The organism is Natrinema salifodinae, from assembly GCF_900110455.1.
In the GTDB taxonomy this organism is placed as follows: Archaea; Halobacteriota; Halobacteria; order Halobacteriales; family Natrialbaceae; genus Natrinema; species Natrinema salifodinae.
In genome coordinates this window covers 574,903-589,686 of sequence record NZ_FOIS01000003.1, presented here as the reverse complement: position 1 = coordinate 589,686, position 14,784 = coordinate 574,903, and the positions used below count along the sequence as shown (strand labels likewise).

The following is a 14,784-nucleotide window of genomic DNA, read 5'->3' as shown; positions in this document are numbered from 1 at the left end:
GTAACACTTCCCGTCACGTAAGGCCTTTTACTGAGGCAGCGTACTCACCGTCAATGAACGTCGGGTCTTTCGTCTGTTCGTGTGCCGATACGTGCAATATCGATCTGGAGGCCGCGCGCGAAGGGGTCGATGACGTCGACGTCGCAGCCAGCTCGCAGATGCTCTGCCAGGACGGGTTGCCCGGGATGGAACACGTGATCGAGGAACACGACCTCGATCAGCTGATCGTCACCTGTCCCGAAGCCGCCGCCCAGGAAAAACTCCAAGACGTCGCATCCGAGCACGGGCTCCACCCCGACGCCATCGAGTTCGTCGACCAGCGCGAAAGCGCCGGCTGGGTTCACGGCGAGAGCGAGGCGACCGCGAAGACGGCGCGCCTGGTCAACGCGCGTCGCGCGGGCTTGGAAAACGAGTCGATCCACCGGTCGCTTACCCACGAGGCCGGCGACGGCGTCGCGGTCGTCGGCGATCCGGAGACGGCGGCCGCCCTCGCCGACACGGCCGACGTGACCCTGATCGCCGACGGACGGGACTTCGCCGACGCCGACTACGACCTCGACGACGTGACAATCGAGCGCGGCCGCGTCGTCGACGTCGACGGCTCCTTCGGCGAGTTCGAGCTCACCCTCCGCGCGCAGGTGACCGACGACTGCATCTCCTGTATGAAGTGCGTCCACGCGGGCCCGGCGGACAAGGTCACCAGCTACCCCGTCGACATCGATCCCGACGTCGACGACGAGTCGCTGCCCGAGCTCTGTCCGACCGACGCCATCGACCTCGACGGCACCGAACGGACCGTCGAAGTCGACCAGGTCGTCTATCCGGCCGCGACCGACGCGGCCCGCGGCGGCGAGATCGGCTTCTACACGGCGCCCATCACGTCCGCGAAGATCGCGGCGATCGAGGACCAGCTCGGCGGGATCACGAAGCCGGAGTTCCTCGACCTCGAGATGGACGTCTGCGCGGCCGGCGCCTCCAGCCGCGTGGGCTGTAACGAGTGCGTCGAGGCCTGTCCCCACGACGCAGTCGAGCGCTCGCGGATCGACGAGGTCGAGTTCGACCCCGAACTCTGCCAGAACTGCGGGGCTTGTACGAGTTCGTGCCCGACCGGCGCGACGCAACTCCGCGAACCCTCGAACGAGCGCATCGCCCGCGAGGTCGAGGCGCTGCTCACGCCCGACGACGTGAACCAAAGCTGGATCCCCGGTCGCGGCGGCTCCGGACTCGACGAGGCCATCGTCGCCTTCGTCTGCTCGGAGCAGGCCGAAGACGCCCTGCGCGAGTACGGTCGCCTGGCCGCGTCGGGGAAGGCCGAGGTCGAGTACCCGCCGATCCTCCCCGTGCGCGTAAACTGTACGGACACGGTCGGCGAGGCGCACGTGATGCACGCGCTGGCGGCCGGCGCTGACGGCGTTGCCATCGTCGGCTGCGGCGGGAGCTGTCTTCACTCCGGGCCGGATCCGAAGGCGGAACTCGTCGAGCGAGTCAACCGCGCGACCGGGGATCTGGGTCTCGACGATCGGGTCGCGTTCTTCGCGCCCGATCCCGACGCGCCGGCGACGTTCGTCGAGGACCTCTCGTCGTTCACTGCCGGTCTCGACGGCTCGCCGGTACCGGCCGGCGACCACGAGGCGACCGGCGAGATCGACGACCCCGAGCGCGAGAACCCGGCCTTCGACAGTCACGCCTGGACGCTCGAGAGCGTCCGCGCGATCCTCGAGCACGTCGACCCCGAACGCGACGTGATCCGCGGGCTGAAGGACTTCGGCCGCGTCGAGGTCAGCGACGCCTGCACGCTCACGCCGACGTGTTCGAACCTCTGTCCGACCGACGCGCTCCGTCGGACCCGGACCGGTCTCGAGTTCAACCACGAGCGGTGCGTGAACTGCGGGCTCTGCGAGGACGGCTGCATCGAGGACGCGATCACCGTCGAGGACGGACTCCACCTCTCCCTGCTCCCGGAGAACCAGGCGAGCGAGGGCGCGGCCGCGACCGACGACGATCCGGCCTGGTCGACCGTCTTCGAGGGGACGATGCTCGAGTGTAAGAACTGCGGCACGGAGTTCACGAGCGAGCGGTCCGCCGAGCGGATCAAGGACGAGGTCGGCGACCTCGTCTCCGGCATGGCGCCCCAGGCCGAGGGGAGCATCTTCGACTACTGTTCGGACTGTCGATCGATGCTCCTGTACAACCGGGGTGGAAACTGATGGGTATGGATATGGAAGCGCTGTACGCGGCCCGGCTCGACCTGGTCGAGTTCCTGGTGACCGCGACGCACGACGCACCGGGCGAATCGTTCATCGACGACGTGCTCCACGGCGACATTGCCGCGCCGTCGGGTAGCGTCAACGACGAGTTAGACGAGGGGTTCGCGCTCCTCGAGGCGTTCATCGAGGCGAACGCGGACCGACCGACCGAGGACGTCGTCGACGACCTCGAGATCGAGTTCACGCGGCTGTTCATCGGGCCGCGACCACCCGTCCTCCCCCACGAGACCTATTACCGGGAGGACACGGACTACATGGGCGACGGAATCCCGAAGGTCGAGGCGAGCTACGGCGCGGCCGGCTGGAGCCCGCCGGAGAACTATCCCGAGGAGAACGACCACATCGCGGTCGAACTCGCCTTCCTGCGGTACCTGGTCCGCTCACAGCGGCGGGGCCGGGAGGAGGCGCTGGGCTTCCAGCGCGTCTTCCACGAGGAACACCTCTCGCACTGGATCGACGACTGCGCGACGGCGATCACCGAGGAGGCCGACGAGACGTTCTACGAGGCGGTCGGTCACCTGCTGGCCGGCTACACGGACTTCGAAGAAGAGATCGCGCTACAGGTGAGTTAAGCGGTTTCGCGCGTTCGAGTTCTATTCCGACGATTCGGTCGTTTTCTGCCGTTCCTTCTCCTTGAGTTCCTCGGGGAACGAGACGTCCCCGTCGACCTCGTCGTCGTTGATCTCGTGGGCGCCGGTGTGCGTCCACGCCTCTTTGCCGTCTTTCTTGTCGAGCGCCGGTTTCGGTCGCCAGTCGGTCTGTTTCTTCGTCATTCTTGATAGCTCCTAACAGCAGTTTCCTCTAAGCCTTTTCGCTCCGATTTCGGCGGATCGCCGCGCCGTTCTCCCGCTTCCGCTGCCGTCGGTGTCTCCTACTGCCATCCCATCATCGTCGCCGTCGGTGTCAGATCTCGGGCGGGGTCTCCGCCGTCTGTTGATCGTCGTCGAGGAAGACTCGCGCGAACAGGTCCGCGTGCAGCTTGAGGACCTGGTCGGGATCGAGTCCAGTCTCGCGCGCCTGGCGGGCCAGGAACGCCCCCAGTTCGTCGCTTGGTTCGAAGGTCACGACCGCTCCGTCGTCCTCGACTTCGAACTCGACCTCGACGGCGCCGGAGAGCAGGTGCTCGACCTCCAGCAGCGCCTGTTCGACCTTCTCCTCGACGGCTGCTGAGCGGTCCATAACCCGCGAGTCGCCCCACTCGTCGGCGGCCTGCAGGAAGCGGTCGCTCAGCTCGAACGAGAGGGTGTCGACGCCCTCGCCGTCACCGTCACTACCGCCCTCGACGTCTCCCGCGGTCCGTTCCGCGTGCTCGTCGGTCATACGCGATTACTGCTCCGGCGGGAATTCCTCGGGAAGCGGATCCATCTCGCCGAGTTCCGCGTAGACGGAGACGACGAGCAGGCCGATCGCCAGCAGGACGACCAGGCCGACGAGCCCGGCGACGCCGCTCTGGCCGATCCAGTCGCCGTACGTGACCGAGCCCATGCTCGAGGAGACGTTCAGCAGGGTCACGAAGACCCAGCCGCCGGCCGCGAGTAGGCCGGCGAGGATGACCGTATTCTGTCGGAGTGCCGTTCGAAGTCCCATACTAACGAGTAGTCGTGTCGTTCGTCCCGGCATTAACGTTTCGGAGGGCGACAAAACGAGTCAACGAGGTCACCGATTCGAGCCCCGACACCGGAGCGACGGCCCGGGACGGACACCGCAATCGTATCGTCGGCGACGGCGTCAGTCCAGTTCCCAGTCCGCTTTCTCCGCGGCCGTCTCGAGCGGGAGGTACTCCCAGTCGGCGGCCTCGGCGATCGCCTCGTCGTCCTCGTCGACGCCGATGACGAGCATCCGCTCCGCGTAGAACATCGAGGTCCTATCGATCTCCTGCAGCCGCTCGCTCGGGTCCGTGCCGCTGCCCGTGAAGAAGTCGGCGTCGACGCTGTACTCGCGCTGGAACTTCGTGATTGCCGGTGTCCCGACGTCGCCGACGATTCCGATCCAGTCGGACCAGCCGTAGGCGTCCGCGAAGACGGCCGCGGGATGGGCCAGCCGCTGGACCGCCCGGTAGGTGAAGGCGATCGTCATGTCGTCGACGCCGCCGCCGTGGGGGCCTTCGGCGGCCGAACCCGCGGGCCGAGGCCCGCTGGCCGCCCCCTCTCTCCTCTCTCCGGTCGCGCCCGTGCCCGCCCCGCCGCCGCTCGTCGGGATCCCGGCGGGCTTTTGCGCCTCCGACCTGGGAACGCGCGGTGCCGGTTGCGACGCGGGATCGGGCGCGTCGCCGCCCGACTCGTCGCTCCCCGTCTCGCCGGCGGTCGCTCCGTTGGCGTCGCTCGCGGCCTCGCCGGTCTCGCCGGTCTCGCCGGCCTCGCGGTCCGGTTCGGATTCGGACCACCTGGTCGTCGGTTCGGCGTCGGGATCGCCCTCGCCGCGCCAGAACCAGTCGCCGGGATTCGATTCCTCGGTTTCGTCATCCTCGGTCTCGACGTCGAGATCGTCGAGATCGATTCGTTCGGTCATTCCGTATCACCTCTCTGGGTCGCCGCGGGTATATCGGCTGCGAGGTCGGCCAGGCCGAGCCGCTCGAGCGTTTCCTCGGTCGGCCGCCCCTGCTCGTCCCACCCGCGGCTGGCGTAGTAGCGGTCGAGCATCGCTTCGAAGGAGTCCGTCGCGACAGCGGCCCCGTCGTTCGGACCGCCCTCGAGCGGTTCGGTCAGGTTCACCGGGAGTTCGTCGTCCGCCCGCGAGAACCCCTCGCGGACGTTGAACAGCCGGACGAGCGTCCAGACGCGTTCGCCGACGCGCCGGAGGTCGTCCGGCTCGTAGTCGCGGCCGACCGCGGCGAGCAACTCCGCGCCGAGGTCGGGGACGAGCGCGTCGCCGACGAAGTCGTCGGCGATGAGGCTCCAGAGGACCGCCCGCCGGTTTTGCTCGGCGATGACCCGGTCGACGCGCTCGGCGGTCGTCCAGTCGCCCTCGACCGCTTCGGTCTCGACCGGGCGCGCCCGCCGGTGGCAGGCCCCCCGATCGCTCGTCGCGTACGCGAGCGCCATCGCCGCCGCCCCGCGCGGATCGTACGACGGCAGTTCCATCCCCTTCACCGAGGGGATCAGGTCGGGCGCGTCGTAGGTCTCGGCCGCCGCCTCGACGCCGTCGGCGAGCGCGTCCCCGAGCGGCGTCGATCGCGTCGCGATCTCCTCGATGAGCTCGCGCGCCGCCGCCTGGTCGCCGAACTCGAGGTCGCGGTCGACGTACTCCTCCTGGCTCGCGCGGATCGCCCAGGCGACCGCGTTGCCCCCCGAGATTACGTCCAGCGCCAGGCGATCGCAGATCGCTCCGAGGGCCGCGACGGCGTCGAAGTCGTCGATGCCCAGGCCCGCGCCCAGCGCGATCGGCGTCGAGCCGCGGGGGACGCTGTCGCCGTCGTCGCCCGCGACGCGGAAGCCGCCGGGAACGGGGTCGTCCTCGCGCTCGCGCTCGTGAGCGGCGTCGCGGACGGCCTCGATCCCGATCTCATCGGCGCCCTCGAAGGTGCCTTCCTGCCAGCCGTGGGTCGGGAGGACGCCGACTTCGTTCGCGAAGTCGAGCGTCTCGAGGGTCTCGCTGGCGGCGTGCCAGCGGCCGGTGTCGTCGTCGGCGAACGCGGTCTCGTACCGGTCGCGGAGCTCCCGGAGGTCCTCGTCAGGGTCGGGCGACTCGCCGCGCGCGACGATCGCTTTCAGGCGCTTGGCGCCCATGACCGCGCCCGCGCCGCCGCGGCCGGCGTGGTGGTCGCCGCCGTCGGAGGCGATGGTGGCGTAGGCGACGCCGTTCTCGCCCGCGGGGCCGATACACGCGACCGCCGCGTCCGGCGTGCGCTCGTCGGTCTCCCGGGCGTCGAGGCCCCACCAGTCGTCGGCCGGCTCGATCGAGACCTCGCCGTCGGCGATCGAGAGGGCGACCGGTCGATCCGCCCGTCCGGTGACGAGCACGCCGACGTGATCGCCCAGGGAGCCGGCGAGTCGACCCGCCATCGACCCGCCCGCGTAGGAGTCCAAGAACGCTCCCGTCAGCGGCGATTTCGTCACCACGACGTACCGCTGTTCGCCCGGCAGGTAGCCGGTCAGCGGCCCGGTGAGAAAGAGGAGAACGTTCTCGTCCCCCAGCGGGTCCGCGCCCGCGCCGACCTCCTCGTAGAGGTACCTGGCGCCGAGGCCCTTTCCCCCGACGTAGTTCCGTAGCCACCGCTCGGGCACCGGTTCGCTCGTCACGGATTCGTTCGCGAGATCGACGCGAACGATGCGGTCGCCCTCTCCCATGAAGTCCCGTGACGGTAAACGGCCTCGAACCATTAAGCGTTTCTAGCTCGTCGGCCGCTGAGGCGGCCGATAGGACAGCGTTCTGCCACGAACGGGAAGAAGAGAACGTCGGGTCCGTTCGGATCGGCGGTCGGCGACCCGTGGTCGGTGGACATCGCCGGTGACCGATCGCCCCTGGCCGGTCAGACGACGTCGACGACCGGACTGTCGCTGGTCAACTGCGTGATCACCACGCGCGGGACTGCCCGTCGCTCGCGGATCTCGTCCGCGATCTCGCGCGCCGTCTCCACGAGGTCGGGGGTATCGGCCATGTTGAGGAGCGGAATAACAGTCGCGCCGTCGGGAGCATCCTTGAACCCGCCTTGCTCGCTCGTCAGCATAGTCGCGACGTCCGTCGCCGAGATTCGATCTCCCCGATCGAGTCCCGTGATGGCCGCGACGCGCTCGGGTCGGTGGACGTGCTCGTCGTCCAGTCGCTCCCCAACGATCTTCGCGCTCGCGATGGGAACGACGACGTCGGCCGCGGCCGGCAACTGGGGTTCGTCCGCGGCCGGCGCCTTGAACCACCTGGTCCGCGCGCCGTCGGCCTTCACGACGATCGAGACGCCGTCGCGTTCGGTCGCGGTCGCGAGGTCGTCGACGGTGGTCGTCTCGTACCCCCGGTATCGGTCCGGCCGCTCCTGCGCTCGAACCAGGCCGATCGGCCACTCCCGAACCGAGCGGAGCGCCTCCCGCGGTTGCTCGGTCACGTGCACCGCGGCCACGTGCTCCTCGAACGGCGGAATGCGAACGGTCGCCGTCACGACCGCCCGCTCGAGACGGTCCGCGAGCGCATAGAGGGTCGATTTCTTACCGCCCGCGCCGACGACGCACGTCACGTTCCCCGCCGCGTCCAGCGCCTCAACGAGGTTCATATCGGGGTCAACGAGATAACAGCACTTGTAACGCGCGTTCGGCGACGACCAGGCCCGCGACTCGAGTCCCGACGTGCTCCGACCGATTCGATCGACTCGTCCGAACCGGTTCCGACTACAACACGCCGTGTTCGTCCCGCAGCGTCCGGTACAACGTCAGGTAGCGGTCGGCCACCGCCGACCGGTCGTAGTCGGCGAACCGATCGTCGTACTCGCGGTGTTCGAGGTTGCCCCCGTCGAGGATGGCCTCGGCGAGTTCCACCTCGCTGGTGGTCCGGAACCCCCGGTCCCACCCCTCGACGAGTTCGTGGGCGCTCGAGTTCGCGTGGTACTCCACGATGCCGACGCAGCCGGCGGAAAGCGCACGCAGCATCTCCGTCGGAAAGACGCAGTGTTCGGCCGTCTGAGCGAAGACGTGCGCGCCGCGGTAGGCCGCGATCCGCTCGTCGAGCGACAGCTCTCCGGTGAACGTCACCCGATCGTCGATCCGGAGATCGCTCGCCAGCTGCTCGTAGTCGTCCCGTTCGGGCCCGTCGCCCACGACCTTGGCCGACCAGTCGCGGTCCCGAAGCTCGGCCAGCGCGAGCAGCAGGCTCTCGAGGTTGGCCCCCTCGTCGAGCCGCCTGGCGTAGATCACGTCGACTTCCTCGCCGGTCTCTCCCTCCCGAATCCGCTCGCAGTCGACGGGGTTCGGGACGGTCGTGACGATGTTCCCGTCGGCGCCGCGCTCCCGGACCCACGTCCCGACGAGTTCCGAGGGCGCGACGATTCGGTCCGGCCGGCCCGTCGCGAGCCCGGTCCACCGCGTGTCAGCGACACCGCCGTCGCCGTACCACTCGACGATCAGCGGCGCCCGCGCGAGCGCTGCGCCCGACCTGGCCGCGAGCACCTGGCTCGCCGGCCGCGCGCCGGCGTGGATCGCGTCGGGTCCCGCGGCCGCGAGGACGAACGGTAGCCGAAGGTGAAACGAGGCTCCGGCCTCGAGACCGGTCGAGACCGCGTGGTAGGTGACGTTGCCGCGCTCGAACGTCGACTCCTCGCCGGCCCAGAACCCGGCGCAGTAACAGTGGACGTCGTGGCCGCGGTCCGCGAGGAGGTCCATAACGGTCTGAAACCGCCGGTTCGTCTCGGTATCGCGGTGGTGGACCGTTTCGAACGAGACGAACGCGACGTGCATCTGCTCGCTGAATGTGAGCGAGAGGATAAAAACCCTACTCGTTTCCGTCGCCGACGGGGCCGCGCGTGTCGAGGTCGTTCGGTTCGATCGACCTACTCATCGCTTTCGTCGTCATCGCCGTCTTCGTCATCGCCGTCTTCGTCGTCGTCCTCATCTTCGTCTCCGTCGTCATCTTCGCTGTCATCCTCGTCGTCTTCACTGTCGTCTTCGTCCGAGTCGTCGCCATCGTCGGATTCGGAGTCACCACCGTCGTCCTCTTCGTCTCCATCGTCGTCCCCTGATTCATCCTCATCGTCCTCATCGTCCTCTTCGTCGTCTTCGTCCTCGTCGCTCTCGTCCTCATCGTCCACATCATCCCCGTCGTCCGCATCGTCCTCGGGCTCGCCGCTCCCCTCGTCGTCCGCGTCCCCGGTATCGCCGGCCGCCCGGTCGTCGCCGCCGACCTGCAGCGAGTCGAGTTGCTCTAAGTCGGCCTCGCTCGCGGTCTCGGAGTCCTCGACCGTGTCGTCCGCGAAGAGCCCCGGGCCGACGACCGCGACGGTCAGCCCGAAGGCCACGAGGATGAGCGCGGTCGTCGCGAGGACGGTCCCCACCGGCGACGGGTCTGTCTCTCCTGCCATCGATCGCCTCGGCTACGCTCGTCGGTTTTGTTAAGCGCCGCCATCCCGCCGCTCCCGGCGAACTGCGCGGCTCTCGGCGTCACCTCGTTCGATCGCGCCGCACCGGTCGATGCGGGATAACCGGCCCCTACCGGTCGTCGCTCGATTCGCGAGGCGATTGCACCGACCGAAACGACTACCCCCTCGAGTCCGTACGGCTGTGGCATGGGCTACGACATCGAGCGCTATCTCAATATCCGCAGCGCGTACGGCGCCTCGTTCGGTCCCGACGGCGACCGGCTCTCGTTCCTGATGAACACGACCGGCACCCCGCAGGTCTGGACCCTCGACGCGCCCCGCGCCTGGCCCGAGCAGCGGACCTTCTACGACGAGCGGGTGACCTTCGCCTCGTGGTCACCCGAGCGCCCGGAACTGATCTTCGGGATGGACGAGGGCGGCAACGAGCGCGCTCAACTGTTCCGGCTCGACTCCGAGACGGGGAAGATCGAGAACCTGACGGCGATACCCGACGCCAAACACCGCTGGGGTGGCTGGAGCCACGATGGCGACCGGTTCGCGTTCACCTCGAACCGGCGAGACGAGGCCGTCTTCGACGTCTACGTCCAGAACCGCGACGAGACCGGGGACGACGCGACCCTCGTCCACGAGGGCGACGGCTGGCTCTCGCTGGCGGGCTGGAGTCCCGACGACTCCCGGCTGCTCGTCTCGCAGGCCTACTCCAACTTCGATCAGGACCTCTCCGTCCTCGACCTCGAAACCGGCGAGCTCGACCACCTCACGCCCCACGAGGGCGACGTCCGCTATCAGAGCGCCAGTTGGGCTCCCGACGGCGAGGGGATCTACCTGGTCACCGACGACGATCAGGACGGGACGGCGGCCGCGGACACGCTCTACCTGGCCTACCTCGACCTGGCGACGGGCGACCTCGAGACGGTCATCGACGGGGACGGCTGGAACGTCGACGGCATCGCGCTCGACGACGAGACGGGCCGGTTCGTCTGCTCGCGCAACGTCGAGGGCTACACCGAGCTGACCGTCGGGGAGTTCGATGCCGACGACCCCACCGAATTCGAGACCTTCCCCGAGCCCGACCTGCCCGGTGGTATCTCCGGCGGCGTGAGCTTCGACCCCGACGCGGAACGGTTCGCGCTGTCGACGACCGGCGATACGGTCAACACGAACGTCTTCGTCGTCGACACGGAGACCGGCGAGGCCGAGCGCTGGACCAACGCGCCGACAGCGGGCATCCCGCCCGAATCGTTCGACGAGTCCGACCTCGTCCACGTCGAGAGCCTCGACAACCTCGAGGTTCCCGGTTTCCTCACGCTTCCCGACGACTACGAGGAGGGCGACGCAAACGACGGCGACGGCGTCCCCGTCATCGTCGACATCCACGGCGGTCCAGAGAGCCAACGCCGACCCTCCTTCTCGAGCGTCAAGCAGTACTTCCTCGACCGAGGGTACGCCTACTTCGAGCCGAACGTCCGGGGCTCGTCCGGCTACGGTGCCGAGTACGCCGGCCTCGACGACGTCGAGAACCGAATGGACTCCGTCGCCGACATCAAAGCGTGCGTCGAGTGGTTGCGGGACCACCCCGCGATCGACCCCGATCGGATCGCGGCCAAGGGCGGCTCCTACGGTGGTTTCATGGTGCTAGCCGCGCTGACCGAGTACCCCGACCTCTGGGCCGCCGGCGTCGACGTCGTCGGCATCGCCAACTTCGTCACGTTCCTCGAGAACACCGGCGACTGGCGCCGCGAACTCCGAGAGGCCGAGTACGGCTCGCTCGCCGAGGACCGCGGGTTCCTCGAGGAGATCTCGCCGATCAACAACGTCGAGAACATCGAGGCGCCGCTGTTCGTCCTCCACGGGGAGAACGACCCCCGCGTGCCGGTCGGCGAGGCCAAACAGATCGCTGAGCAGGCCGAAGCACAGGGCGTCCCCGTCCGAAAACTGATCTTCGAGGACGAGGGCCACGGCTTCTCGAAACTCGAGAACCGTATCGAAGCCTATTCCGAGATCGCGGACTTCCTCGACGAGCACGTCTGAGGCATCCGCTCCGCCTCGTCTGCACGTCCACTCGCCGTCGAACCCTGATCGATACACGCCGTTCTATACAAAAAACATACATGACGGGGCCACGGAGAATCCGTCATGGCCGCCATCAAAACGTCCTCGCTCACCAAGCGCTACGGCGGGTCGGTCCTCGCCGTCGACGACCTCGACCTGGTCGTCGAGGAAGGAGAGATCTTCGGCTTTCTGGGGCCCAACGGCGCCGGCAAGTCGACGACGATCAACGTATTACTGGACTTCGTCCGGCCCTCCGACGGCACCGCGACGGTGCTCGGCTACGACGCCCAAGACGAGACCGAGCGGATCCGCGAACGGATCGGCGTCCTCCCCGAAGGCGCGACCCTTTACGATCGGCTCACCGCGCGCGAACACCTCCAGTGGGTCATCGACACGAAGGACGCCAACGACGATCCCGACGCCCTCCTCGATCGAGTCGGGCTCACCGACGACGACGGTGACCGTCCCGCTGGTGACTACTCGAAAGGGATGGCCCAACGACTCGGGTTCGGCATGGCGCTGGTCGGCGATCCCGACCTCCTGATCCTCGACGAACCGTCCTCCGGTCTGGACCCGACAGGGATGCAGGAGATGCGCGAGATCATCTCCGCGGAGGCAGACAGGGGAACCGCCGTGTTCTTCTCGAGCCACATCCTCGGCGAAGTCGAGTCGGTCTGCGATCGCATCGGCATCATGAACGAGGGCCGCCTGGCCGCGACCGGGACGCCCGACGAGCTCAAGGGCGAACTCGATCTCGGTGCGCAGATCACGCTCGATGTTGGGCGCGTCCCCGACACTCTCGGACTCGACGGCCTGGCGGGCGTCCGCTCCGTCAGCGTCGAGGGGACGACGATCACGGCGACGTGCACCGATCCGTCGGTCAAGGTCGACGTCGTTCGACGCGTCGCTGAGGCGACGACCGTCGAGGACATCGTCTCCGAAGACGCCTCGATCGAACAGTTGTTCAACACGTACACGAGCGACGACCGAATCGACGAGGAGCCGACGGCCCCGGAGGTGACGGCATGAGCACGCTCGACGTCGCGCGGAAGGACTTCCTCGACGTCCGCCGAGCCAAGGTCATCTGGCTCATCGGTGGGCTCTACGCCGCCATCATGGCGTTGTTCCTCTACTTCGGACAAACCGGCGTTTCGAACCCGAACGTGCGGAACGCGCTCGGGGGCCTGACCGGTATCGGCGCGGTGTTTATCCCCCTTATCGCCCTCGTCGCGGCGTACCTCGCGATCGCGGGCGAACGCGAGTCCGGCGGCATCAAGTACCTCCTGTCGATCCCGAACAGCCGTCGAGACGTCGTTCTCGGCAAGTTCCTCTCCCGGACGGCGATCGTCGCCGCGGCGATCGTCGTCGCGTTTCTGGTGGGTGCCGTCCTCACTCTGGTCTGGTATCCGTCGCTCGAGGCCGACGTCTTCGTCGGCATCGCGTCCCTGACCGTGCTCTATGCGCTGACGTACGTCGCCGTCGCGATCGGTATCTCCGCGACGACGGCCTCTCGATCGCGTGCGATGGGCGGGGCGATCGGCTTCTTCTTCGTGACGAACGTGTTGAACCTGTTCGGGCCGTTCCGCTTCGCCATCGAGTACCTTTTCAACGACCTCGCTGGACTCGGTATCTCCAATATGCAGGTCATGTTCGTCCAGGTGCTCCTCAGTCCGACGGCCGCGTACGTTCGTTCGACGCCGCTCGCGTACTCCGCGGATTCCGTGTCGGATATTTATCCGTGGTTTCTCCAGCCCGAAGTGATGGTCGCCGTCATGCTCGCCTGGCTCGTCGTGCCGATCGCGCTGGGGTGTTGGCGGTTCGAGCGCGCCGATCTGGGGTGAGGGATCGAGGAGCAGACGGTCTACCGACCGAGAGGCCGATGGGCCGCGGAACCGCTATTTGATCGGCCGATGCGCCTCTATCGGTGCACAGTCAGCTGATGACGCCCGTTTTCGTCGCGACCTCGCGGGCCGCCCGCTCGTTCATCCCGTCGCCGAGGATCGTGTAGCGGTCGCGGATCTCGTGGCAGGTCGTCAGCGCCTCGATCACCGTCTCGTCGTCGATGCCGAGCTCTGCGGCGGTCGTCGGCGCGTCGATGCTCGCGAGAGCGTCGCGGATGTCCCGCCAGATCCCCCGATCGCCGCCGTGGAGGTAGGCGGACATGATCGAGCCGACGCCGACCTGGTGGCCGTGCAAGGCTGCGCCGGGCGCCAGGCGATCGAGCTGATGCGAGAAGAGGTGTTCGGCGCCGCTGGCGGGCCGCGAGGAGCCGGCGATACTCATCGCGACGCCGGAGGACATGAGCGCCTTGGTGACGACCCAGGCCGATTCCTCGAGGCCGGGCCGGATGAGGTCGGCGTTGTCCACGAGGATCTCGGCGGTCATCTCCGAGAGCGCGGCGGCGTACTCGGAGTACTCGACGTCTTTCAGTCGCTTGGCAAGCCGCCAGTCCATGACGGCGGTGTAGTTGGAGATAATGTCGGCGCAGCCGGCGGTCGTCAGCTCCCAGGGTGCGTCGGCGAGGATACCGGTGTCGGCGACGACCGCGAGCGGCGGCTCGGCGGCGACGCTGTGGCGGGAGTCCCCGTTCGGGACGGAGCCGCGGTTGCTGAGGATTCCGTCGTGGCTGGCGGCCGTCGGAACGGACAGAAAGCCCATCTCCAGGTGGTGGCTGGCCATCTTCGCGATGTCGATGGCCTTGCCGCCGCCGATGCCGACGAGATAGGCGGCCTCCTCGGCCTCGGCGGTCTCGATCACCCGTTCGACGGCGTCGAAGGTCGCTTCCTCGATCGTGACGATCGCGGGCTCGATCCCGGCGGCCTCGAAGTCGGCGGCGATGGGCGCCGCCGCGACCTCGCGGGGGGTCGGGCTTGTGACGAACAGCGGCCGCCCCTGAAGGTGGAGATCGTCGATCACGTCGACGACCTCGCTGCGAACGCCGTGGCCGACGACGACGTTTCGCGGGAGGCGGATCCACGTCGACTTTTCGAACATACCAGATCCCACTCACCGACGGGATATACGTGTTTTTCCTCGCGGTCCGCTGCGGATAGCGCCGGCGGTCGAACCGAAGCGGTGAGTCGTTGCCCTCCGCTGCGCTCCGTTGCCGTTCAGGTTACAGTCGGTCGGATCACTGCGTTTATCCGGCAAGTCGGACTCTCGAGACGTGTCCGACCGGGAACAGGAGTCAGTATGTTAAACTCGTACCCGATTTCTCTATAGGACTATTTACCCATACGGAATGTGCTATATCATAGGTTGTAACGGAAACATTCCATTTCATCTCGAACTGATGGACGTGCGTATTTCACTGTATAATCCGATGTATTAGACACAATCTGGGGTGCAATTGGCGAGAATGGGCACATATTGTGCGGAAACACCGCGAGATTATTGAACCAGGCCCCCCTCCATCCTGTCTCTTGCAAGAATCCCTCTGATGGGATTTGT

Annotated in this window: 14 protein-coding genes; 5 read left to right on the top strand and 9 right to left on the bottom strand. The window is 67.5% G+C overall.

The annotated features are described in order from the left end of the window. Positions 1 to 53: 53 nt before the first annotated feature. Positions 54 to 2,207, top strand: a complete 2,154-nt coding sequence (locus tag BMY29_RS12890) for a hydrogenase iron-sulfur subunit (RefSeq protein ID WP_049991807.1) — start codon at positions 54 to 56, stop codon at positions 2,205 to 2,207. A 5-nt stretch (positions 2,208 to 2,212) separates the two neighbouring features. Continuing rightward, positions 2,213 to 2,839: a TorD/DmsD family molecular chaperone gene (locus tag BMY29_RS12885; RefSeq protein WP_049991806.1), complete on the top strand. Its 627-nt coding sequence runs from the start codon at positions 2,213 to 2,215 to the stop codon at positions 2,837 to 2,839. 21 nt (positions 2,840 to 2,860) lie between these two features. Here the strand turns inward: BMY29_RS12885 and BMY29_RS12880 are convergent, their stop codons facing one another. The 8 genes from BMY29_RS12880 to BMY29_RS21115 form a co-directional block, all read right to left on the bottom strand. Then, the gene (locus BMY29_RS12880; protein WP_049991805.1) at positions 2,861 to 3,040 is read right to left on the bottom strand and encodes a hypothetical protein; all 180 of its coding nucleotides are present in this window, start codon (positions 3,038 to 3,040) and stop codon (positions 2,861 to 2,863) included. A 130-nt stretch (positions 3,041 to 3,170) separates the two neighbouring features. After that, positions 3,171 to 3,587: a hypothetical protein gene (locus BMY29_RS12875; RefSeq protein WP_241471323.1), complete on the bottom strand. Its 417-nt coding sequence runs from the start codon at positions 3,585 to 3,587 to the stop codon at positions 3,171 to 3,173. A 6-nt stretch (positions 3,588 to 3,593) separates the two neighbouring features. Then, positions 3,594 to 3,854 carry a hypothetical protein gene (locus tag BMY29_RS12870; RefSeq protein ID WP_049991804.1) on the bottom strand — a complete coding sequence of 87 codons (261 nt, stop codon included), beginning with the start codon at positions 3,852 to 3,854 and terminating at the stop codon, positions 3,594 to 3,596. A gap of 141 nt (positions 3,855 to 3,995) precedes the next feature. Continuing rightward, the gene (locus BMY29_RS12865) at positions 3,996 to 4,775 is read right to left on the bottom strand and encodes a DUF7124 domain-containing protein (RefSeq protein WP_049991803.1); all 780 of its coding nucleotides are present in this window, start codon (positions 4,773 to 4,775) and stop codon (positions 3,996 to 3,998) included. Further along, positions 4,772 to 6,553, bottom strand: a complete 1,782-nt coding sequence (locus BMY29_RS12860; protein ID WP_049991802.1) for an aldehyde ferredoxin oxidoreductase family protein — start codon at positions 6,551 to 6,553, stop codon at positions 4,772 to 4,774. Before BMY29_RS12860 ends, BMY29_RS12865 begins: the two co-directional genes overlap by 4 nt. A gap of 182 nt (positions 6,554 to 6,735) precedes the next feature. Next, positions 6,736 to 7,467, bottom strand: coding sequence for a selenium cofactor biosynthesis protein YqeC (gene yqeC / locus BMY29_RS12855; RefSeq protein ID WP_049991801.1), 732 nt, complete (start codon positions 7,465 to 7,467; stop codon positions 6,736 to 6,738). 115 nt (positions 7,468 to 7,582) lie between these two features. Beyond that, the gene (locus tag BMY29_RS12850; protein ID WP_049991800.1) at positions 7,583 to 8,644 is read right to left on the bottom strand and encodes a glycosyltransferase family 4 protein; all 1,062 of its coding nucleotides are present in this window, start codon (positions 8,642 to 8,644) and stop codon (positions 7,583 to 7,585) included. Between the two features lie 92 nt (positions 8,645 to 8,736). Continuing rightward, positions 8,737 to 9,264: a hypothetical protein gene (locus tag BMY29_RS21115; RefSeq protein WP_160290123.1), complete on the bottom strand. Its 528-nt coding sequence runs from the start codon at positions 9,262 to 9,264 to the stop codon at positions 8,737 to 8,739. Between the two features lie 204 nt (positions 9,265 to 9,468). Between BMY29_RS21115 and BMY29_RS12840 the strand changes: the two genes are divergently transcribed. The 3 genes from BMY29_RS12840 to BMY29_RS12830 all read left to right on the top strand — a co-directional run bounded on the left by BMY29_RS12840 (position 9,469) and on the right by BMY29_RS12830 (position 13,175). After that, positions 9,469 to 11,313: a S9 family peptidase gene (locus BMY29_RS12840; RefSeq protein WP_049991798.1), complete on the top strand. Its 1,845-nt coding sequence runs from the start codon at positions 9,469 to 9,471 to the stop codon at positions 11,311 to 11,313. A 105-nt stretch (positions 11,314 to 11,418) separates the two neighbouring features. Further along, positions 11,419 to 12,363, top strand: a complete 945-nt coding sequence (locus BMY29_RS12835) for an ABC transporter ATP-binding protein (protein WP_049991797.1) — start codon at positions 11,419 to 11,421, stop codon at positions 12,361 to 12,363. After that, a complete protein-coding gene (locus tag BMY29_RS12830; RefSeq protein WP_049991796.1) occupies positions 12,360 to 13,175 on the top strand; it encodes an ABC transporter permease subunit in 816 nt (271 codons plus the stop codon). Before BMY29_RS12835 ends, BMY29_RS12830 begins: the two co-directional genes overlap by 4 nt. 91 nt (positions 13,176 to 13,266) lie before the next feature. On the opposite strand, the gene BMY29_RS12825 is transcribed toward BMY29_RS12830, so the two are convergent. Next, entirely contained in the window at positions 13,267 to 14,328 is a 1,062-nt protein-coding gene (locus tag BMY29_RS12825) for an NAD(P)-dependent glycerol-1-phosphate dehydrogenase (RefSeq protein WP_049991795.1), read from the bottom strand. Between the last annotated feature and the right edge of the window lie 456 nt (positions 14,329 to 14,784).

What these genes read in the sequence shown, in the direction of transcription:
- BMY29_RS12890 (WP_049991807.1), top strand. Translation starts at nt 54, where the DNA reads ATGAACGTCGGGTCTTTCGTCTGTTCGTGTGCCGATACGTGCAATATC.
- BMY29_RS12885 (WP_049991806.1), top strand. Translation starts at nt 2,213, where the DNA reads ATGGATATGGAAGCGCTGTACGCGGCCCGGCTCGACCTGGTCGAGTTC.
- BMY29_RS12880 (WP_049991805.1), bottom strand. Translation starts at nt 3,040, where the DNA reads ATGACGAAGAAACAGACCGACTGGCGACCGAAACCGGCGCTCGACAAG.
- BMY29_RS12875 (WP_241471323.1), bottom strand. Translation starts at nt 3,587, where the DNA reads ATGACCGACGAGCACGCGGAACGGACCGCGGGAGACGTCGAGGGCGGT.
- BMY29_RS12870 (WP_049991804.1), bottom strand. Translation starts at nt 3,854, where the DNA reads ATGGGACTTCGAACGGCACTCCGACAGAATACGGTCATCCTCGCCGGC.
- BMY29_RS12865 (WP_049991803.1), bottom strand. Translation starts at nt 4,775, where the DNA reads ATGACCGAACGAATCGATCTCGACGATCTCGACGTCGAGACCGAGGAT.
- BMY29_RS12860 (WP_049991802.1), bottom strand. Translation starts at nt 6,553, where the DNA reads ATGGGAGAGGGCGACCGCATCGTTCGCGTCGATCTCGCGAACGAATCC.
- yqeC (WP_049991801.1), bottom strand. Translation starts at nt 7,467, where the DNA reads ATGAACCTCGTTGAGGCGCTGGACGCGGCGGGGAACGTGACGTGCGTC.
- BMY29_RS12850 (WP_049991800.1), bottom strand. Translation starts at nt 8,644, where the DNA reads ATGCACGTCGCGTTCGTCTCGTTCGAAACGGTCCACCACCGCGATACC.
- BMY29_RS21115 (WP_160290123.1), bottom strand. Translation starts at nt 9,264, where the DNA reads ATGGCAGGAGAGACAGACCCGTCGCCGGTGGGGACCGTCCTCGCGACG.
- BMY29_RS12840 (WP_049991798.1), top strand. Translation starts at nt 9,469, where the DNA reads ATGGGCTACGACATCGAGCGCTATCTCAATATCCGCAGCGCGTACGGC.
- BMY29_RS12835 (WP_049991797.1), top strand. Translation starts at nt 11,419, where the DNA reads ATGGCCGCCATCAAAACGTCCTCGCTCACCAAGCGCTACGGCGGGTCG.
- BMY29_RS12830 (WP_049991796.1), top strand. Translation starts at nt 12,360, where the DNA reads ATGAGCACGCTCGACGTCGCGCGGAAGGACTTCCTCGACGTCCGCCGA.
- BMY29_RS12825 (WP_049991795.1), bottom strand. Translation starts at nt 14,328, where the DNA reads ATGTTCGAAAAGTCGACGTGGATCCGCCTCCCGCGAAACGTCGTCGTC.